Raw genomic sequence first — 19669 nt, 5'->3', positions numbered from 1 at the left:
TGTCTGTGCTGTTCGAGTAGGTACAATGACCAAGTCAAATCCAGTTTAGGAGCGGGGAAGGTGTTTGAAGGATTAATGGACAGATTACGAGCTTTTTTGCTGGGGTTGCCGCGCCGCCAAAAACGGTTGATTCAAGTTTCGACTGACATTGTTCTGGTCTGGATTGCTTTGTGGCTGGCCTTTCTGGTCCGGCTCGGCATCGATGACATGGTCAATCCGCTCCTCGCGCACACATGGTTGTTTATCAGTGCTCCAATTGTCGCGATTCCGTTATTCGTACGCTTTGGCATGTATCGTGCTGTCATGCGCTATTTTGGCAATGACGCGCTGATTGCCATCATCAAGGCTGTCAGCTTGTCTTCGCTGATACTTGGCGTCATCGTCTACTGGTACAGCAACCACCAGAACATCGTCCCCCGTTCGATTATCTTCAACTACTGGTGGCTGAGCCTCATTATGGTTGGTGGTCTGCGACTGGCCATGCGGCAGTATTTCCTGGGTGATTGGTTCGCGGCGGCCCAGCACGTACCGTTCACGAACCGCGATGACGGACTGCCGAGGGTTGCTATCTTCGGGGCCGGGGCAGCCGGCAACCAGCTTGTCGCTGCGCTCCGCATGGGACGAATTATGCGTCCGGTTGCTTTTATCGACGACGATAACAGTATTGCCGGCCGAATTATCTCCGGGCTCCAGGTATACAAGCCGAAGCACATTCAGCAGATGATTGACCAAACGGGAGCGCAAGAGATATTGCTGGCGATTCCCTCCGCTACCCGCGGTCGTCGTCGTGAAATACTCGGCTTTCTGGAAGGCTATCCGCTCCATGTCCGAAGCGTTCCAGGCTTCATGGATCTTGCAAGTGGCCGAGTCAAAGTCGATGACATCCAAGAGGTCGATATCGCTGACCTGTTGGGTCGCGATGCTGTACCGGCACAAGCCGACTTGCTAGAGCATTGCATTCAGAGCCAATCCGTCATGGTCACGGGGGCGGGTGGATCCATCGGCTCGGAATTGTGTAGGCAGATTCTCACTCTGCATCCGACCACGCTCATATTGTTTGAACACAGCGAGTTCAACCTGTATTCAATCCTCTCGGAATTGGAGCAGCGCGTCGTCCGCGAGTCCCTGTCGGTTCGGCTCTTGCCGATTCTTGGGTCGGTGCGTAACCCAGAGAAGTTGCTGGACGTAATGAAAACTTGGCGTGTAGATACCGTCTATCACGCTGCGGCCTACAAGCATGTGCCCATGGTCGAACACAACATCGCAGAGGGTGTGCTGAACAATGTGATTGGCACGCTCAACACTGCGCAAGCAGCGCTGAAAGCAAATGTTTCTAACTTTGTTTTGATCTCTACGGACAAGGCCGTTCGCCCAACCAACGTCATGGGGAGCACCAAACGGCTCGCTGAGATGACACTTCAGGCGCTCAGTCGCGAGCTCGCTCCCGTATTATTCGGCGATAAAACCAACGTTGCCCACGTGAACAAAACACGCTTTACCATGGTGCGTTTCGGCAACGTATTGGGTTCTTCTGGCTCAGTGATCCCGTTGTTCCACAAGCAAATCAAGTCTGGTGGGCCACTGACCGTTACCCATCCGAAGATTACCCGCTATTTCATGACCATACCCGAGGCCGCGCAGTTGGTGATTCAAGCGGGCTCGATGGGGCAAGGGGGCGATGTGTTCGTGCTCGACATGGGCGAGCCCGTGAAGATCGTCGAGCTTGCCGAAAAAATGATCCACCTCTCCGGATTAAGCGTCAGATCTGAAAAGAATCTACATGGAGATATTTCAATTGAGTTCACCGGTCTGCGCCCTGGCGAGAAGCTCTATGAAGAATTACTCATCGGCGACAACGTGGCAGTCACCCGGCATCCAATGATCATGAGTGCCAATGAAGACCTGCTCGCATGGGATGTCCTCAAAGGGAAACTCAAGGAATTGTTGAGCGCCGTTGATCAGGATGATTACGCGCGTGTTCGCCAGCTACTGCGCGAGACAGTCAGTGGGTACTCTCCCGATGGTGAGATTGTTGACTGGATTTACCAGCAGCGCCGACTGGAGCCCTGAGTACTTCACATCCAGCAATAGACACACTTTTGACAGGCTCCACACATCACCTAAATTTGAGAGGCAGCTTCGGAAAAGCTGCTTTCTCAACATGTGATGGAGCTTCAACTATGCGAACAACCCTGTTCAACTCTCTGATTTTCGCAGCGCTGTCCAGCTTTACGGGCTTTGCTTACTCCGCGCCTGCGACTACGCCGGCTGGCGCGGTATCTAGCGCTCAATCCATGGTGGCTTCGACGCCTGGTGCCAAGGTCGACCTTAACGGCGCTGATTCGGAAACCATACAACGCGAACTGGCGGGAGTGGGGGAAGCGAAGGCTAAGGCCATTGTCGCGTATCGCGACATTAACGGGCCTTTTGCGTCAGTAGACGAGCTACTGGAAGTCAAAGGAATCGGCAAAGCCATCCTTGACAGGAATCGCGGGAAGCTCGAAGCGAACTGAGGGGAGAATGGAATGAAAGGCCGCCCGTTTGGCCTTTCATTCCCGAGCTGTGTTAAAGAATGCTCAAGCGGGTCGAACCATTCTGCGAATTAGCGCCAGAGCAACGCCAAGAGTGAAGCCCAACAGTAGACCTAAACCGACTATCAGCGCCTTCTTCGGCTTTACCGGCGATTGTGGCTCGGAAGCTGGCTTATCGATGCGCACTAGCTGAAACTGGTCCAAATCTATATTGAGATTTTTTAGCCGCGTAAGGTTTCCTTGGCTTTCCGCAAATCCTTTAAGAAATAGTTCTTTATTCTCACGCGCATTCAAGGCATCAACTTCACGATTGGAGTTGAGCATGCTCAGTTCTTTTTGAATGTCATCAATCCGGGGCTCAGTAAAGTCGTCCGAGCGACGGGAAAGCAGTGTTGACCGTTCCGCTTCTAGCGCCAACTGCCCCATGAAATAGAGTGGGATTTGGCGGTTGTTGACTTCGGTACGAATCGAATTCCCTTCACGGGCATTCCCGGAATCACCCAGAGAGGAGGGTGTTGAAGGCTTCGTGATACCGAGTTGTTTGGCAATGCTGATAGCTTCGTCAAGCTCTTTGACGCGGTTCTGTTTACGAGTTTGCAGTTGCTGTCGCAACGCTTTCAATTCGTCCTGGAGGTTCTGTTTCTTGATTCTGTCTTTCTCTAGAAGGCCTGCGATGCTAGAGCTGGTATTCGCTTCATAAGCAGCTTCCGAGGATTTTAACTCTTTCTCGATCTTGTCGACCCTGTTAACGATCAATGTCTTCAAGTTGGATTCGATTCGGTTTTTTTCTCCTTCAACCACAAAAGATGTGAAATCTTTAACGATGCCTACACCGTCTACACCTTGTGGATAGCGTAGGGTTAGATTAATGGCCGGCGATAGACTTCCACTTTTGATTGGATCGATTTGCGCGAGCGAGAAAGCATTTCTGTTGAATGATTCTACCGCTTGTTCGATAGACTGGCCCGCGCCGCGTATAGGATCCAGATACTGTGGATAGGCTGTGAAAAATCTCACCCGAACGTCGTAGGATTCCATAGCGGAACCGACACGCTTCAATGCATCCTGAGGCGAGAGATTATAAAGGCCAGATTCGTTAAGCTGGTCTAGAACTGTAATACCAACTGGTTTTATTGTAGTGCTAACTTCGTATTCCGGGGTGACAAAAGTTGCGTACGTGGCGGCAGCAGCAAATCCGATCCCAGTAAACAGTAGAACAATGGCTCGCTGCTTCCAAATGCTTTTTACAATCTCCGTTATTTCAATTTCTTCGAGTTTGTTGTTGTACAGTACGGTTGCTGGAGTATTCATTGCGCGCTCAAAATCAATGACTTTGCCTCCAATAAATATTGGAAGTTTTGGCCTTACGGTAAGAAAAGTGTAGATGGTTACCATTTCATTTTTGCGCATTGGTAGCAAAATCGCAAGCGCGGAAAGGGCTGAAACAGTTGAAATAGACGCTTCCTAGCGAAAAATTCCTTTGAGCTGCTGATACCCGTATTCCCTTAAACATCATCATCCAGTAAATAATCTTACCGAAAATGACTTAATGGCTACGCTTATCGCATAAAGGTTTCGGTGTACGTGATCCGGTAGCCTCGACCCCGTTGTATGCGTTGTTACGGCCGAACAGACCTGCCCTTGAGACCGTTCGTCAGAAATGAAAAATTATGACTGTCATATTAACACAAAATTACGCCTATAATATTTCCGCACATCTTTTTCACCTATACCGGTTAACTCATAGGGCCACCTAAATGAACTCCCACCAACCCCAAGGCACAGCGCTTATCACCGGCGCATCCTCCGGCATCGGCGCAATCTACGCCCAACGCCTGGCCGCACGCGGTTTCGACCTTCTCCTCGTAGCCCGCGACGAACCCCGCCTGCAGACCGCAGCCACCAAACTCCGGGCAGATCACAACATCCAGGTCGAAGTCTTAAAAGCCGACCTCACCCAAAAAGACGACGTACTCAAACTCGAACAACGCCTGCGCAGCGACTCCAGCATCACGCTCTTACTCAACAACGCCGGTGTCGCCGCCGACGGTCTGCTGGCCAACGCAGATCTAGACCAGCTCGACCGTCTGATCCAACTCAACGTCACCACCGTCACGCGCCTGGCCTCGGCAGCCGCCGCAAGTTTTGCCAAGGCAGGGAGGGGCACGATTATCAACATTGGCTCGGTAGTGGCGCTTTTTCCGGAGCGTTTCAACGCCACCTACAGCGCCAGTAAGGCGTATGTTCTGAGTCTGACTCAGTCGCTGAATGCGGAATTGAACGGTACCGGCGTGAAGGTGCAGGCGGTGTTGCCGGGTGTGACGCGCACTGAGATCTGGGAGCGGTCGGGCGTTGATGCGACGCAGATCCCGGCGGACATGGTGATGGACGTGGATGAGATGGTTGATGCCTCACTGGCCGGTCTGGACCAGGGTGAACTGATCACCATTCCGTCGCTGCCCGATGCTGCAGATTGGGATGCATTTGTCGCGGCACGTTTTGTGATGGCGCCGAACCTGTCCAAAAGCAAAGCCGCCTCGCGTTACAAGTGAGGTGTTCTCCATTGGCTTGAGGGTATTGCGGTATGAGTGATCGTCGTGTGGTTGTAACAGGAATGGGCCTGGTTTCTCCGCTGGGTAGCGGAGTCGAGGCGGTGTGGGCGCGGTTGTTGGCCGGGCAGTCTGGCTTGCGCAAACTGCCGGATGAGGTCGTGGCGGATTTGCCGGCCAAGGTTGGCGGTACGGTGCCAACGATCGCGGAAGATGCCGAGGCTGGATTTGATCCGGACCTGGCGACGCCGCCTAAAGAGCAGAAAAAAATGGACCGCTTCATCATGTTCGCCATGGAGGCGGCGCGTCAGGCGCTGGCGCAGGCCGGCTGGCAACCACAAGACGATGAAGGCCAACAACGCACGGCGACCATCATCGGTTCTGGCGTCGGCGGTTTTGGCGCGATTGCCGATGCGGTGCGCACTACCGACAGCCGTGGCCCGCGACGGTTATCGCCGTTCACCATCCCTTCGTTTTTGGTGAATCTGGCGGCGGGGCATGTATCGATCCAGCACGGTTTCAGAGGTCCGTTGGGCGCCCCGGTGACGGCGTGCGCGGCGGGTGTTCAGGCGATTGGCGATGCGGCGCGGTTGATTCGTTGCGGCGAGGCGGACATTGCGGTGTGCGGCGGGGCGGAGGCGGCAATTGATCGCGTCAGTCTGGCCGGTTTTGCCGCGGCGCGTGCGTTGTCCAGTGGCTTCAACGACACGCCGGAGCGCGCTTCGCGACCGTTTGATCGTGATCGTGACGGTTTTGTGATGGGCGAGGGCGCCGGGCTTCTGGTGATTGAGTCTCTGGAGCATGCATTGGCCCGCGGCGCGCAACCGTTGGCGGAACTGGTGGGTTATGGCACCAGCGCCGATGCTTATCATCTGACAGCGGGGCCGGAAGACGGCAGTGGCGCGCGTCGGGCGATGTCGCTGGCGTTGGCTCAGGCGGGCGTTTTACCGGCGCAGGTTCAGCATCTGAACGCGCATGCGACGTCGACGCCGGTTGGCGATTTGGGCGAGCTGGCGGCGATCAAGGCGTTGTTTGGTGCGGAGAAGAAAATCGCGGTGACGTCGACCAAATCGGCCACGGGCCATTTGCTTGGTGCAGCGGGCGGGCTGGAGGCGATCTTTACGCTGTTGGCGATTCGTGACCAGATTGTACCGGCAACGCTGAATCTGGATAACCCGGACCCGGCGGCGGATGGGGTGGACATTGTGCAAGGGCAGGCGCGGCCGATGGCGATCGAGTATGCACTGTCCAATGGCTTCGGTTTTGGCGGGGTGAATGCCAGCGTGTTGTTCAAGCGTTGGGCGGGTTAGTACGAGTCTGAATGTTCCTCCCCCCCTGCAAATACCTCGACGGGTGCGGTGATAGCTTTTTGCCGCACTACCCTCTAAAGTTTCCCTCCAGGCTGCCGTTATCTGCATAACCGTCACGGCTACAGCGTCATTTCTGCCATCAAGGATCGAGGCTTCGCGCTAACGCATTTGTGCCCCTGTTTCTCTCGGAAGGGACGGCGTGCGCGAAGATGCTCGACGACACACCGCAAGGGAACGCTATGCACACCAGCTCCAATGATCTGATAGTCCATATTGATGATCAGGTCGAAGAGATGATTCGACAGATCAACGCTGCTCCCAATGCGCAGCAGCAGGCGCAATTTGTCGACGCTTTTCAAAGCATGATGATCGACCAGTTGATGGGGCCGTTCGGTTTGACTCGGGCGATGTTCGCGGACCGTGACGGTGGCGATATCACCACGTTGCACAACTTCGATAAGGGTGTGGTCGCCAACGATGCCGATGGCGCCCGCCACACAGCGTGGCAGCAAGCCAATCAATCGACCTTCAACCGAGATGATTATGACAAGGCGCTCGACCGCCAGCATGACGACATGCGCAGCGCCGATGGCAAGTTCTACGACGGCTATAAAGTTGATGCTGAGTTTCCGGAAGGTCCGCGCATTTCCGCTCGAGACCACGTCGTCAGCGCCAGTAGCATCGAGCGTTCCGCCAAAGGACATCTCGGGCAGACTCGCGAGGAGCGCGTAGACACGGCGACGTTGGACGACAACGTCGTGCTGACCGGTTTCAATATGAACTCCTCGAAGGGGGAGAAAGACTTGCTGAAGTGGGCGGCCGAGCCCAGCACCAAAGATCCTAGCAAGACTAACGCTCAATACTACGAAGTCGATCCCGACACGTTGATCGAAAGACACCGCACGGCAACGCGTGCGGTCGACAGTACGCAGAACAAGGCTGTGTTCTACAAGCAAGCCGGTGAGTTCATGGTCGAAGGTGCGAAAACATCGTCCAAACTGATTGCCAGACAAATACTCGGCTTACTGCTCAAAGACCTGATCACTGACCTAGTTGACGATGTGCGTTATCTGGTTCGCGAAGGATTCAACGGCGCAAAGTCGTTGATGGAATTGGTTAAAGATCGCATCCACGCCACATTCGAACGGGTTAAAAAGAAGTGGTCCGAATATCTCAAAGAAGGTCTCAGCGCAGGTTTGAGCGGGTTCATTTCGACCTTGGTAACGTTGGTCATCAACTCTTTCATCACCACCGCCAAGAATCTGGTTCGCATCATTCGTGAGGTCGTTCTCTCGCTCGTTCGCGCTGCCAAGTTGATCATGTTTCCTCCGCAAGGCACGCCTGCGGGCGAGATCGCGCTTGAGGTCATGAAGATATTTGGCGCATCGGTTGCCCTGTGCGTCGGCCTGGCGCTGGAGGAAGTGATTCAGAAGGCTTTGGAGGCCATCCCGGTGTTCTTGCCCTTTGCTGCGACGCTTGCCCCGGTTATCACGGGCATCCTGACCGGCACTCTCACGCTCTTCACGGTCATGGCGTTTGATCGTATGCGTGACTCGATCAGTTTCCAGAACAAGCAGGTCGCGGATATTCATCGTGGTCAGACGGTGGGGCTGTTGAAAATCAAGCAATCGGTACTGTTGCTCGATAACGCCTACCAGAACATGACCGTGACCGCCGAAGTACTGCGCGTGCAGTTCTCCGATAGCTGGAACGAAGTGCAGGAAAAGAAAGCCGTGACCGACGTTCAGGTCAAGGATTACCGCGACGCGGTTAACAAACTCGATGATTTGATGGAGCTGTTTTCATGAGTACCAAGGAACTGATCACCCAGACCAACATGACGCCCACGACCATTGCGTCGGATCTGCTCAATGTCATCAAAGACATTGAGCGCAGCATTGAGGATTCGAATAGCAATATTGAGCGCGTAGAGGGGCGGGGAGCGCTCAAGAGCATTTTCAGCAGTTCCAAGAGCGATCTGGTAGATATCTCCAAATCCCAGAACAAAATCAATGAGCTCATGCTGGGGCTAATTCAGGAAATCATCACGCTTAACACGATGAGCTATTCCTTTCTCGCGGCGGTCATCAGTGAGCTTGAGACCAGTGCTAGAAACGGTTGGCTAGACTCCGAAGGCCGTACTCAGGAACTGAGCGCAACGGGTAAGGCGTTTGCCGACAGGGCTCATGGCATTTTCTGCAAGATTGCCGAAGGGTCGAAGTCGACTCAGACTCGCATCGATCTCAACAAACAGGATATTGACAGTCTCAAGCTGGAGTTTTCCGCCAAGGCTGAAGTCGTCCAGCAAAGCCGTAACGATATCGCCAGTATCAAAACAGTATTGAACCACAAGGCTGAGATCGTCGCGCGGCAGGGTAAGGACATCGGCCAGATTCATTCGGTGCTGGAGACCAAGACCGAGCGACTTGCGTCCATCGACAAATTGCTGGAGACCAAGACCGAACGTCTGGCTTCCATCGACAAGTTGTTGCAGAGCAAGTCCGAGCGTCTGGCATCGATCGACGAGCGGCTGCAGGAAAAGGCGATTACGGATCAAAACCAGAATCAGGCGATTCAGGAAATTCTGGCAACCTTGCAAATGACCCAGCAACTGGACTTGCAGCGTGTCGCGGAGCTCAAGGAATTCAAGCAAGCCTCAGGGACTCAACTTGCCCAGTTGCAGGAACAGGCGGCGTTGAGTGCGAGCCAATACTCTAAACTCGTGCGTACGGTGGCAGTTGTTGCTGGCATCGCCGTGATATCCAGTGTTGCGCTGAGTTTGAACATCGCCGGGATCATCTGACTGGACTGGCCGCGCGCTGAGGCGCGCTCTCTGACGACAGTGCCGACGCGCGGGCGTGTCAGCACTGTCGTATCACTCGTACAGCCACGGCTTTAATTCATCCAGATTCTTGACCACGATCTGCTGTGCAGCCGGTTTTGGGTCAAGTTTTTTCGGATCGATTTGAAATCTTTGCAGCACATACCCCATCAGCGCCCTGCGGGTGGGAATTATCAGTGCGCCATTCTTCATGCCGTAGTCCGCTTCAATAATCTCTTTCTGTTCTGGTCTGAGACGCGAGTCGGGTTCGATGATCACCGACACTTCAGTATTCCAGTCGATATCGTCCACGATGAGATTAGGGGATTGGCCGAGCAACTCCGGAACGCCGCGCAGGCGACTCAGGACGAAATCGCGGTATTGGCCGTTCTTCTCGCAGTACGCCCGAACGTGCCACCGCATCCCGGTATAAATCAGCGTGTGCGGCGCGATTAGCCTAATCTCCGTGATGGGATTTGCCAGCGAGACGTACTCCACCTCCAGCCTCAAACCATCCCGGCAAGCCTTGAGCAGCGGGCGCAGGATTTCCGGACGGATCGTCCTGTCGGGCACTTCCAGTACCAGTGTGTGCGCATAAGCCAGCGCTAATCCTTCGACGTGTTCGGCGCGGGAGTGAGTTTGATTCAGCAGGTGCAGGTAAGCGTTCGCGCTGTCATCAATAAAGCGAGGCTTGAACTTGGGGCTGGGTACATAGCCCTTGATCTGCTTGTCATATGTAAGGTTTTCGGGCGCATGGTCGTTGATGTAAGCGTTGATGTCCTTCGACGCCTGCTGCCGGCTGATGCCGAAGCTCTGGATCAAGTGGCCCGTTGTCAGCCGGCCTTCCCACCAGGCTACTGTCTCTATTAAGCGGTAGCGAAGTGCCAGATCCCACCTGACTGTGGTGATGTCTTGATCGCGTTTCATGCCATTTCCATATGAGTGATTTGTTTACCTGTGCAAGTATACATTCTATACGTGTCGTAAAAGACTACATATTCTTCGGCTGTCTTCGGGGCCACCCGAACCTACGTAAAGGATATGGAAATGACGATGACGGATGCGATTTCGGCAATAGCTCTATTGGTATTGAGCGCGATTGCTTTGGTGCTGCTGTTTCAATACTTGAGGTTGCGGGAAATTTGGGAAATGGCGGTTGCTTGCAGGATCACAACGCGTTGGGCGCGGATTTGGGAGCAGGAAAACAAAGAACTACGTTCGGCGCTCCGAGCTGAAAAAGCACACGTTGAACAGCTGGAAAGAAAGTTGGTGTTGTTACAGGCACTGGTGCCGGCTTGATGAGCAACAATTGCACATGCCCCAAAACATCACTGATTTTCAGCTCTGCTGCTTTTTGAGGAAGTCACGCGCAACGTCGAGAATCTTCTGAGCCAGCACGGGATTCTTGACGCTGCGTGACAGCGTCAGCGCACCAATCAATGTCGACATGATGACGAGTGCACGTTCGCTGATATCGTCGCCTTTGAGCGTGCCTTCCACTTGTTCCAGCCTGGTGTTGAGCACGGCATCGCTGGTCGGGCTTTGTTGCCCACGCAGGCCAAGCTCCTCTCCGCAACAATGCTCCATTTTAACCAATGAAAATTGCATGGTGATTGTACTTTTACTTCTAAAAAACTACGCAGATACGTCGATGCTGATCTGGGGCAATGATTGCGGGTGGCACGAATAGTGGTTACCTGTTCGGACAGCGTTCGCTGTGTAACAGCGTTTACCCGTCACTGATCAAGGATCTTGTGCCATGTACAAAGACTATCCGGCGGCCTATCAAGTCAGCAAAGGCTCTGCGTTGCAGGTGGACAAGGCTTTTTATGAAAGGATTCGCGACAATAAAGAAGATCGTACGCTGATCGAGCAGTTCGAAGTTCCGATCCGTACGGGCCGCGCCTGGAAGGTTCCGGCCGGGCATGTGTTTCGCGTGACCACACCGGTTGGCCCTCAGGTTGGTGATTTCAACGTATGGAATGCCAACGATCCGCGGGAACGGTTATGGGCGGCGCGCACCCGGCAGTTGCAGGGCGCGCATGTGAGCACTCATGACCGGCTGTGGTCGAATCTGCCTTTCCTGCGGCCGCTGGTAACGATTACCGATGACAGCCTGGCGAGTTACGGCATCGATGAGCATGGCGGACGGTTGCACGATTTGCTCGGCACTCGCTGTGACCCGTATGTGAACAAGATGCTCACCGGTGAAGATTTTCATCATCACTGTCACTCGAACCTGACGCGCGCGGTATTGCCGCATGGTCTGACTGAGTTTGATGTGCATGATGTTTTGAATATCTTCCAATGCACTGGTTTGAATCATGACGACATGTATTTCATGAAGGCGTGTCCGGCGAAGAAGGGCGATTACCTGGAGTTTTTTGCCGAGATTGATCTGTTGTGTGCGCTTTCGACGTGCCCGGGAGGGGATTTGTCGCTGGCGATGTGGGGGCCGGAGGCGCAGGACCCGCTAAGCGTTTGTCGTCCGCTGGGGGTGGAGATTTATCGGTTGGAGGATTCATTGCTGGAGGGCTGGAGCCAGCCGGAGCGTGCGGCGTATGCCGGGATGCATGGGTTGAAGATTGAGAAGGCGGATTGGGAAAAATAACCACAACGTCAGCTGCGCGCAGGAACATGTAGCAGCTGGCGCAGCCTGCGTCCGGCTGCGTAGCAGTCGTAGAAAGTTAGCTCCCGCGGTTTGTCAGATAAACAGTGTTCGCTGGGTTTACGACTGCTGCGCAGCCGGACGCAGGCTGCGCCAGCTGCTACAAGTTGATCGTTTACGACTGCTTTGCAGCCGGACGCAGGCTTCGCCAGCTGCTACAAGTTGATTGGTTACGACTGCTTTGCAGCCGGACGCAGGCTGCGCCAGCTGCTACAAGTTGATTGGTTACGACTGCTGCGCAGCCGGACGCAGGCTTCGCCAGCTGCTACAAATTAATCGTTGCGGGTGCTTCAGCGGTCCTGGGCGTCCTTGGCATCCGCTTGCGCATTGCGTTCAGCAACCCGTTTGCGTTGCTCATCGGTCAGATCGACCTTGTTGGCGGTGTCGCGCAACATCATCAGACCACCCACTATCGAACCGATTGCAACAACCAAAATTAACCAGGCATACCAGGGCATAGGGCTCTCCTTGAGGGCAGGCCGGCTGGCGCAATTCGCCAGCCGATCGTGCATATCACTTATGAGCGATTGATGGTCGCAGTGGTTCCATTCTATGCCTGGCCGCTTCGGACGCGGCGGTGTTTTTATAAACCGGTCAGCATCGCATCAGCCGGCGCATCTGCACGCAGTTGTGCGGTCAGCATGAAATACACAAAACCCACCGCCATGAAGCCGAGAAAGATCAGCCCGATCAGCGTGTTGAACCATGCCATCGCCACCAGGCAGACCGTCGCCAGCACCAGCGCGATGATGGGCACCAGGGGGTAGCAAGGCGCGCGGAAGGTGCGCTCCAGGTTCGGCTCGGTTTTGCGCAGCTTGAACAGGCTGAGCATGCTCATGATGTACATCACGATGGCACCGAATACGGCCATGGTGATCATCGCCGCCGTCAGCGTCATGCCGCCAAGATTGATCAGACCGTCGCTATAGATCGCCGCGATGCCGATCACGCCGCCCGCGAGGATTGCGCGATGTGGCGTCTGGAAACGCGACAGTTTGGCCAGTGATGCCGGCAAGTAACCGGCGCGGGCAAGCGCGAAGAACTGTCGCGAGTAGCCGAGAATGATCCCGTGGAAACTCGCTACCAGCCCGAACAGGCCGATCCACACCAGCATGTGCAACCAGCCGGAGTTTTCCCCGACCACGGTTTTCATCGCTTGCGGCAGCGGATCGTTAATGTTCGACAGCGTGCGCCAGTCACCGACGCCACCGGCAAAGAACATCACGCCCATCGCCAGCACCACCAGGGTCAGAATGCCGCTGATGTAAGCCTTGGGGATTGTGCGTTTCGGATCTTTGGCTTCCTCGGCCGCCATGGCCGCGCCTTCGATGGCGAGGAAAAACCAGATCGCGAACGGAATCGCCGCAAACATTCCGGCAATCGCCGGGGCGCCAAACTCGTTGGAACCGGCCCAGCCGTTCAGGGCGAAGTTGCTGAAGCTGAACGCTGGCGCAACGACGCCCATGAACACCAGCAATTCAGCGACGGCGAGCACGCAGACCACCAGTTCGAACGTCGCTGCGAGCTTGACCCCGAGGATGTTCAAACCCATGAACACGATGTACGCGCCGACCGCTGCATGTTTGGGATCGAGTGCAGGAAATTGCACGTTCAGGTAGGCACCGATTGCGAGGGCAATGGCGGGCGGGGCGAAGACGAATTCGATCAGCGTCGCGAGGCCGGCGATCAGGCCGCCTTTCTCGCCGAAGGCGCGCCGGCTGTAGGCAAACGGCCCGCCGGCATGGGGAATCGCAGTGGTCAGCTCGGTGAAACTGAAGATGAAGCAGGTGTACATCGTTGCGACCATGAACGACGTGACCAGAAAACCGAGTGTACCGGCCACCCCCCAGCCATAGCTCCAGCCAAAGTATTCACCGGAAATCACCAGCCCGACCGCAATGCCCCACAGGTGCAACGTGCCCAGCGTGGGTTTGAGTTGTGTGTTCATGCGTTTGCTCCCTGAACGGTTGGAAAGCTCGGGGAAGGGCGCGTGCAGTGGGCGTGCCAGTGTGCTGGAGGAGGTCGTAAAGCGCTGGAAGGGGTCGTATCGGGGATGATTTGTGTGGGATGAGGAGATTTTGTGCGTCAGTTGAGGGCAGTGTTGGCCGTGATGCCGCCTTCGCGAGCAAGCCCGCTCCCACAGGGAATGCGCGGCCTTAACACCACCGATCCCTATGGGAGCCGGGCTTGCCCGCGATGGCGGTGGTTCAGTCAGCACGGATTTTGGCTGGCATGGCCCTATCGCGAGCAGGCTCACTCCTACAAAACGCGCAGGTTCTGACACCACCAATCCCTGTGGGAGCCGGGCTTGCCCGCGATGGCGGTGGTTCAGTCAGCACGGATGGTGGCAGGCACGGCCCTATCGCGGGCAAGCCCGGCTCCTACAGGATCAGTGGTGTTTCAATGATTGGCTACAGATTGAACTCGACGTCTACTTTTGTTCGGTCAGACACTCACGCAACGCGGTTTGCCAGTCCGGCTGACGTACCCCCCAATCCCGCACTAACCGACCGCAATCCAGACACGAATTCAGCGGCCGAGCAGCAGGCGTCGGGTAGTCGCTGGACGGAATCGGCAGCAACTGCGCACAGGGTTTCCCCTGCTCACGTAACGCCTCGCCAATCGCCTGGGCAAAACCGAACCATGAAGTCTGGCCCTGAGCCGTCATGTGATAGGTGCCCCAGGAGGACGAGCCCGATTGCCAGCGTTCGATCAGCGCCAAAGTGTTCTCGGCAATCGTACCCGCCCAGGTTGGCGCGCCGATCTGATCCGCAACAACCCGCAACTCAGGCTTCTCCTGCAGCAACCGCTGCATCGTCAGCAGAAAATTGCGCCCATGGGTCGAGTAAACCCAGCTGGTGCGCAGGATCAAATGCTTGCCCCGTACATCGGTGATGGCCCGTTCGCCCGCGAGTTTGCTTGCACCATAAACCCCTAGCGGATTAGGCAGATCGTCTTCGGTGTACGCGCCCACCTTGGTGCCATCAAACACATAATCGGTGGAGTAATGAATCAGCGGAATGTCCAGCGCCAGCGCTTCTTCGGCGAAAATACCGGGCGCCGTGGCGTTGATGGCAAAGGCTGCGTCCGCTTCGCTTTCCGCAAGATCTACGGCGGTGTAAGCCGCCGCGTTGATGATCAGATCGGGGCGAATCGTGCGCACCTGCTGGCGAATCTGCTCGGGTTGCAGCAGATCGAGCTGCTCGCGGCCGGGCACGATCACTTCGCCGATGCTGCCCAGTCGGCGCTGCAATTCGCGGGAGACCTGGCCGTGCTGGCCGCTGATCAAAATTCTCATACGCTCAGGTTTTCCGCTTTAGGAGTGTCATCCGCGCACAGAAGGATCATTGGTCTTCGCCCGCCAGCTTCGCGAGGTATTGACCGTATCCCGTCTTGCCAAAGTAGCGCGCGCGCTCCAGCAATTGCCCGCGGTTGATCCATTTGTTTTCGTAAGCGATTTCTTCGAGGCAGGCGACTTTCAGGCCTTGCCGATGCTCGATGGTCTGCACGTATTGCGAGGCTTCGAGCAGGCTGTCGTGGGTGCCGGTGTCGAGCCAGGCGAAGCCGCGGCCGAAGCGTTCAACCTGCAGATCGCCGCGTTCGAGGTAGGCATTGTTGACGTCGGTGATCTCCAGCTCGCCGCGCGGCGAAGGCTTGACCGCTTTGGCGATCTTGATCACGTCGTTGTCGTAGAAATACAGGCCGGTAACGGCGTAGCTGGATTTCGGCGTTTTCGGTTTTTCTTCGATGGAGAGGGCGCGGCCATCGCTGTCGAAGTCGATCACGCCGAAGCGCTCGGGGTCTTTGACCCAATAGCCGAACACGGTCGCGCCGGACGCGCGTTTCGCCGCACTTTGCAGCTGCTCGCCGAAGTGCTGGCCATGGAAGATGTTATCGCCAAGGATCAGGCACACCGGGTCATTGCCGATGAATGCTTCGCCGATCAGAAACGCTTGGGCCAGGCCATCCGGGGTCGGCTGTTCGGCGTAGCTGAAGCTCACGCCGAACTGGCTGCCATCGCCCAGCAGATTGCGGTATTGCGGCAGATCCTGTGGTGTCGAGATCACCAGAATGTCTTTGATGCCGGCCAGCATCAGCACCGAGATCGGGTAGTAGATCATCGGTTTGTCGTACACCGGCAGCAGCTGTTTCGACACGCCGAGCGTGATTGGATGCAGACGCGTGCCCGAACCGCCCGCCAGAACTATTCCCTTGATCATGCGAGCAACTCCTTTGGATTGATGGCGCCCAGTCGTTCGCCCTGATAGCTGCCGTCCTGAACCCGACGGCACCATTGCAGATTGTCGAGGTACCACTGCACGGTTTTACGCAGGCCGGTTTCGAAGGTTTCTTGCGGCACCCAGCCGAGTTCGCGTTCGATCTTGCTGGCATCGATGGCGTAGCGCAGGTCGTGGCCCGGGCGGTCCTGGACGAAGGTGATCAGGTCGGCGTAGTGCGCGATGCCTGCAGGTTTCTGCGGCGCCAGTTCTTCGAGCAGCGCGCAGATGCCGCGTACCACGTCGATGTTGGTTTGTTCGTTGTGACCGCCGATGTTGTAGGTTTCGGCAATCTGGCCTTCGGTGACGACTTTCAACAGGGCGCGGGCGTGGTCTTCGACGAACAGCCAGTCGCGCACTTGCAGGCCGTTGCCATAGACCGGCAGCGGTTTGCCTGCCAAGGCGTTGAGGATGACCAGCGGAATCAGCTTCTCAGGGAAGTGAAACGGGCCGTAGTTGTTCGAGCAGTTGGTCAGCAGCACCGGCAAGCCGTAGGTGCGGTGCCAGGCGCGTACCAGGTGGTCGGACGCGGCTTTGCTGGCGGAGTAGGGCGAACTTGGCGCGTAAGGCGTGGTTTCGGTGAACAGGTCATCGACGCCGTGCAGGTCGCCGTAGACTTCATCGGTGGAGATGTGGTGGAAACGGAACGCGCTTTTTTCCGGCTCGGCGAGGGTCTGCCAGTAGCCTCGGGCGGCTTCGAGCAGGCTGTAGGTACCGACGATATTGGTCTGGATGAAATCCGACGGACCGTCGATGGAACGGTCGACGTGGGATTCAGCCGCCAGGTGCATGATCGCGTGTGGCTGGAACCGCGCGAGCACGGCGCTGACAGTCGCCTGATCGATGATGTCGGCCTGGACGAATTCATAGCGCGTGTCGTTGGCAATGCTGGTCAACGATTCAAGATTGCCGGCGTAGGTCAGCTTGTCCAGGTTCAGCACTTCATGGCTGGTGTGTTGGATCAGCTCGCGGATGAGCGCAGAGCCAATGAAACCGGCACCGCCGGTGATGAGGATACGCATGTTGGCCAGCCTTTTTCGGAAGTCGATAACGCAAATGGGCATAGCTTGTCGGCAGCGGCGGGGGAGTGCAATAGAAGTGTTGATCCGATTTGGAATTTGTCGAGCTGCAAGAGTAGTCAGAAGCGGATACTTTCACTGGCAAAAATCTAATCACCTGAGACAAAGCCATCGCTGGCAGGCCAGCTCCCACAGTGGATCGCCGTCATTGAACTGAACGCGTTCCCCTGTGGGAGCGTGGCTTGCACGCGATGAGGCCGTGTCAGGCGATATGTACATCAGCTGACCCACCGCCATCGCCGGCAGGCCAGCTCCCACAGTGGACCGAGTACATTCGGGCGGATCAGGCTGAATCGAAGACCGCATCGCGAGCAGGCTCGCTCCCACAGTGGATCGCCGTCATTGAACTGACCGCGTTCCCCTGTGGGAGCGTGGCTTGCCCGCGATGAGGCCGTGTCAGGCGATATGTACATCAGCTGACCCACCGCCATCGCCGCCAGGCTCGCTCCCACAGTTGAAATTCGCCCGCCCAGACACCGCAACACTCTTTACACATTCTTTATACCCCGCCCACCCCCTCGATCTCGCGCCTTTACACCCTCCCTCCCGACAATACCTCCACACGCGGCAATACGCCGTAACACGGAGATTGACCCATGAGCATTCTGGACGGGGTGTCGCTGATGCTGGCAGCGGGGCTGTTCATTTATCTGTTGGTGGCGCTGTTGCGCGCGGACCGGAACTAGGGGCGGCTAATGCACAGTTATGACTATTGGCTGATTCTGGCCTTCTTCGGTTTGGTATTGATTCCGGCTCCCTTTCTTGGACGGTTCTACTACAAGGTGATGGAAGGCCAGCGCACTTGGCTGTCACCGGTGCTCGGACCGGTCGAGCGCGGTTGTTATCGCGTCGCCGGTGTCGATCCGCAGAGCGAACAGAGCTGGCAGAAATACGCCCTGGCGTTGCTCGCCTTCAACCTCGCCGGTTTTGTGTTGTTGTTCGCGATCCTGCTGTTGCAGAACTACCTGCCGCTCAACCCGCAGAACCTGCCGGGCCAGGAGTGGACGCAAGCGTTCAACACCGCCGTCAGCTTCATGACCAACACCAACTGGCAGTCGTACAGCGGCGAAGCCACGCTCAGCTACCTCAGCCAAATGGTCGGCCTGACCGTGCAGAACTTCGTCAGCGCCGCCACCGGCCTGGCCGTGCTGGTCGCGCTGTGTCGCGGCATCGGGCGCAAATCCAGCCGCACCCTCGGCAACTTCTGGGTCGACATGACCCGCGCCACACTCTACGGATTGTTGCCGCTGTGCCTGTTGCTGGCGCTGTACCTCGTCTGGCAGGGCGTGCCGCAAACTTTCGCGCAGTATGTGAATGCCGTGACGATGCAAGGTGTCGATCAGGTGATCCCGCTAGGCCCGGCTGCCAGCCAGATTGCGATCAAGCAACTGGGCACCAACGGTGGCGGTTTCTTCGGCGTCAACTCGGCGCACCCGTTCGAGAACCCGACTGCCTGGAGCAATCTGTTCGAGATGGCTTCGATCATTCTGATCCCGGCCGCGCTGGTGTTCACTTTTGGTCATTACGTCAAAGACCTGCGTCAGAGCCGCGCGATCATCGCCTGCATGCTCGCGCTGTTCCTGATCGGCGGCGCCACTTCGTTGTGGGCCGAATATCAACCGAACCCGACCCTGAACAACGCCGCCGTCGAACAGACCGCGCCGCTGGAAGGCAAGGAAGTGCGCTTCGGCACCACGGCCACCGTGCTCTGGTCGGTGACTACCACCGCTGCATCGAACGGCTCGGTCAACGCCATGCACGACAGCCTTAATCCGCTGAGCGGCATGGTGGCGATGGTCAACATGATGGTTGGCGAAGTGATCTTCGGCGGCGTCGGCGCGGGGCTCTACGGCATGTTGCTCAATGTGCTGATCGCGGTGTTCCTCGCCGGCTTGATGATCGGCCGCACCCCGGAATACCTCGGCAAGAAACTCCAGGCCAGGGAAGTGCAGTTGCTCGTGGTGACGCTGCTGGTGATGCCCATGGGCGTATTGGTATTCGGCGCAATTGCCGCCAGCCTGCCGGGCCCGGTGGCATCGGTGAGCAACCCCGGCGCGCACGGTTTCAGTCAGTTGCTGTACGCCTACACCTCGGCCAGCGCCAACAACGGCTCGGCGTTCGGCGGCTTCGGTGCCAACACCGCGTTTCACAACCTGATGCTCGGGTTCGGCATGTTGCTCGGCCGTTTCGGCTACATCCTGCCGGTGCTGGCGCTGGCCGGCAGCCTGGCGATGAAGAAAGCCGCGCCGATCAGCCCGAACAGTTTCCCCACCCATGGCCCGTTGTTCGTGACGTTGCTGACCGTGACCATTTTGCTGGTGGGCGGTTTGACCTTCCTGCCGGCACTGGCGCTCGGTCCGATTGCTGAACATTTGAGCCTGGGTTTCTGAGCCTGATGCCAATCAGTCAGACAAAACCCGCGCTCTGTAGCAGC

The 19669-nt window shown here is 56.6% G+C and carries 17 protein-coding genes and 1 pseudogene; 10 read left to right on the top strand and 8 right to left on the bottom strand.

Translation table 11 applies throughout. From position 1 onward, the window contains the following. Positions 1–75: 75 nt before the first annotated feature. Together F8N12_RS20360 and F8N12_RS20355 are read left to right on the top strand one after the other, a co-directional pair. Positions 76–2070, top strand: coding sequence for a polysaccharide biosynthesis protein (locus tag F8N12_RS20360; protein WP_150582021.1), 1995 nt, complete (start codon positions 76–78; stop codon positions 2068–2070). Positions 2071–2180: 110 nt separating this feature from the next. Beyond that, on the top strand, positions 2181–2513 hold the full coding sequence (locus tag F8N12_RS20355) for a ComEA family DNA-binding protein (RefSeq protein WP_150581986.1): 333 nt from the start codon (positions 2181–2183) through the stop codon (positions 2511–2513). Between the two features lie 63 nt (positions 2514–2576). Here F8N12_RS20355 and F8N12_RS20350 read toward each other — a convergent pair whose 3' ends face one another. Then, positions 2577–3941: a Wzz/FepE/Etk N-terminal domain-containing protein gene (locus F8N12_RS20350; protein ID WP_224787731.1), complete on the bottom strand. Its 1365-nt coding sequence runs from the start codon at positions 3939–3941 to the stop codon at positions 2577–2579. Positions 3942–4288: 347 nt separating this feature from the next. Between F8N12_RS20350 and F8N12_RS20345 the strand changes: the two genes are divergently transcribed. The 4 genes from F8N12_RS20345 to F8N12_RS20330 all read left to right on the top strand — a co-directional run bounded on the left by F8N12_RS20345 (position 4289) and on the right by F8N12_RS20330 (position 9193). Then, a complete protein-coding gene (locus F8N12_RS20345) occupies positions 4289–5083 on the top strand; it encodes an SDR family NAD(P)-dependent oxidoreductase (protein WP_150581985.1) in 795 nt (264 codons plus the stop codon). A gap of 32 nt (positions 5084–5115) precedes the next feature. Beyond that, positions 5116–6390, top strand: coding sequence for a beta-ketoacyl-ACP synthase II (gene fabF, locus F8N12_RS20340; protein WP_150581984.1), 1275 nt, complete (start codon positions 5116–5118; stop codon positions 6388–6390). Positions 6391–6629: 239 nt separating this feature from the next. Then, positions 6630–8198: a hypothetical protein gene (locus F8N12_RS20335; protein ID WP_224787730.1), complete on the top strand. Its 1569-nt coding sequence runs from the start codon at positions 6630–6632 to the stop codon at positions 8196–8198. Then, a complete protein-coding gene (locus F8N12_RS20330; protein WP_150581983.1) occupies positions 8195–9193 on the top strand; it encodes a hypothetical protein in 999 nt (332 codons plus the stop codon). Before F8N12_RS20335 ends, F8N12_RS20330 begins: the two co-directional genes overlap by 4 nt. Before the next feature lie 72 nt (positions 9194–9265). Here F8N12_RS20330 and F8N12_RS20325 read toward each other — a convergent pair whose 3' ends face one another. Further along, positions 9266–10138 (bottom strand): WYL domain-containing protein, encoded by an 873-nt coding sequence (locus tag F8N12_RS20325; protein WP_150581982.1) that lies wholly within the window; start codon positions 10136–10138, stop codon positions 9266–9268. 120 nt (positions 10139–10258) lie between these two features. On the opposite strand from F8N12_RS20325, the gene F8N12_RS20320 reads away from it, so the two are divergent. Next, positions 10259–10510, top strand: a complete 252-nt coding sequence (locus tag F8N12_RS20320; RefSeq protein ID WP_150581981.1) for a hypothetical protein — start codon at positions 10259–10261, stop codon at positions 10508–10510. A 39-nt stretch (positions 10511–10549) separates the two neighbouring features. On the opposite strand, the pseudogene F8N12_RS20315 reads toward F8N12_RS20320, so the two are convergent. Then, a pseudogene (locus F8N12_RS20315) lies at positions 10550–10777 on the bottom strand (TetR/AcrR family transcriptional regulator); the annotation flags it as partial. Between the two features lie 193 nt (positions 10778–10970). Between F8N12_RS20315 and F8N12_RS20310 the strand changes: the two are divergent. Beyond that, complete coding sequence (locus F8N12_RS20310; protein ID WP_150581980.1) at positions 10971–11822, top strand: urea carboxylase-associated family protein; 852 nt, start codon at positions 10971–10973, stop codon at positions 11820–11822. Positions 11823–12169: 347 nt separating this feature from the next. Here the strand turns inward: F8N12_RS20310 and F8N12_RS20305 are convergent, their stop codons facing one another. From F8N12_RS20305 to rfbB, 5 genes are all read right to left on the bottom strand, one after another. Then, a complete protein-coding gene (locus F8N12_RS20305) occupies positions 12170–12337 on the bottom strand; it encodes a DUF2897 family protein (RefSeq protein ID WP_081832539.1) in 168 nt (55 codons plus the stop codon). 125 nt (positions 12338–12462) lie between these two features. After that, entirely contained in the window at positions 12463–13827 is a 1365-nt protein-coding gene (eat, locus tag F8N12_RS20300; RefSeq protein WP_150581979.1) for an ethanolamine permease, read from the bottom strand. Between the two features lie 483 nt (positions 13828–14310). After that, positions 14311–15177, bottom strand: coding sequence for a dTDP-4-dehydrorhamnose reductase (gene rfbD, locus F8N12_RS20295; protein ID WP_150581978.1), 867 nt, complete (start codon positions 15175–15177; stop codon positions 14311–14313). Positions 15178–15223: 46 nt separating this feature from the next. After that, positions 15224–16099 (bottom strand): glucose-1-phosphate thymidylyltransferase RfbA, encoded by an 876-nt coding sequence (gene rfbA, locus F8N12_RS20290; RefSeq protein ID WP_150581977.1) that lies wholly within the window; start codon positions 16097–16099, stop codon positions 15224–15226. Beyond that, entirely contained in the window at positions 16096–17178 is a 1083-nt protein-coding gene (gene rfbB / locus F8N12_RS20285) for a dTDP-glucose 4,6-dehydratase (protein WP_150581976.1), read from the bottom strand. The genes rfbA and rfbB overlap by 4 nt, the downstream gene beginning before the upstream one ends. Before the next feature lie 653 nt (positions 17179–17831). Between rfbB and kdpF the strand changes: the two genes are divergently transcribed. Further along, complete coding sequence (gene kdpF / locus F8N12_RS20280; protein WP_150581975.1) at positions 17832–17921, top strand: K(+)-transporting ATPase subunit F; 90 nt, start codon at positions 17832–17834, stop codon at positions 17919–17921. A 9-nt stretch (positions 17922–17930) separates the two neighbouring features. Further along, positions 17931–19625 (top strand): potassium-transporting ATPase subunit KdpA, encoded by a 1695-nt coding sequence (gene kdpA, locus F8N12_RS20275; protein WP_150581974.1) that lies wholly within the window; start codon positions 17931–17933, stop codon positions 19623–19625. Positions 19626–19669: the final 44 nt, after the last annotated feature.

Origin of the sequence: Pseudomonas fluorescens (assembly GCF_902497625.1) — a bacterium.
Taxonomy (GTDB): domain Bacteria; phylum Pseudomonadota; class Gammaproteobacteria; order Pseudomonadales; family Pseudomonadaceae; genus Aquipseudomonas; species Aquipseudomonas fluorescens_BQ.
Note: the sequence above shows the minus strand (reverse complement) of the source record. Positions and strands in the feature narration are given on the sequence as shown.

Coding starts and splice junctions, on each gene's coding strand:
- F8N12_RS20345 (WP_150581985.1), top strand. CDS start 4,289: ATGAACTCCCACCAACCCCAAGGCACAGCGCTTATCACCGGCGCATCC.
- eat (WP_150581979.1), bottom strand. CDS start 13,827: ATGAACACACAACTCAAACCCACGCTGGGCACGTTGCACCTGTGGGGC.
- F8N12_RS20335 (WP_224787730.1), top strand. CDS start 6,630: ATGCACACCAGCTCCAATGATCTGATAGTCCATATTGATGATCAGGTC.
- rfbD (WP_150581978.1), bottom strand. CDS start 15,177: ATGAGAATTTTGATCAGCGGCCAGCACGGCCAGGTCTCCCGCGAATTG.
- F8N12_RS20305 (WP_081832539.1), bottom strand. CDS start 12,337: ATGCCCTGGTATGCCTGGTTAATTTTGGTTGTTGCAATCGGTTCGATA.
- fabF (WP_150581984.1), top strand. CDS start 5,116: ATGAGTGATCGTCGTGTGGTTGTAACAGGAATGGGCCTGGTTTCTCCG.
- F8N12_RS20320 (WP_150581981.1), top strand. CDS start 10,259: ATGACGATGACGGATGCGATTTCGGCAATAGCTCTATTGGTATTGAGC.
- F8N12_RS20310 (WP_150581980.1), top strand. CDS start 10,971: ATGTACAAAGACTATCCGGCGGCCTATCAAGTCAGCAAAGGCTCTGCG.
- F8N12_RS20330 (WP_150581983.1), top strand. CDS start 8,195: ATGAGTACCAAGGAACTGATCACCCAGACCAACATGACGCCCACGACC.
- F8N12_RS20325 (WP_150581982.1), bottom strand. CDS start 10,138: ATGAAACGCGATCAAGACATCACCACAGTCAGGTGGGATCTGGCACTT.
- kdpA (WP_150581974.1), top strand. CDS start 17,931: ATGCACAGTTATGACTATTGGCTGATTCTGGCCTTCTTCGGTTTGGTA.
- F8N12_RS20360 (WP_150582021.1), top strand. CDS start 76: ATGGACAGATTACGAGCTTTTTTGCTGGGGTTGCCGCGCCGCCAAAAA.
- F8N12_RS20350 (WP_224787731.1), bottom strand. CDS start 3,941: ATGCGCAAAAATGAAATGGTAACCATCTACACTTTTCTTACCGTAAGG.
- rfbA (WP_150581977.1), bottom strand. CDS start 16,099: ATGATCAAGGGAATAGTTCTGGCGGGCGGTTCGGGCACGCGTCTGCAT.
- rfbB (WP_150581976.1), bottom strand. CDS start 17,178: ATGCGTATCCTCATCACCGGCGGTGCCGGTTTCATTGGCTCTGCGCTC.
- F8N12_RS20355 (WP_150581986.1), top strand. CDS start 2,181: ATGCGAACAACCCTGTTCAACTCTCTGATTTTCGCAGCGCTGTCCAGC.
- kdpF (WP_150581975.1), top strand. CDS start 17,832: ATGAGCATTCTGGACGGGGTGTCGCTGATGCTGGCAGCGGGGCTGTTC.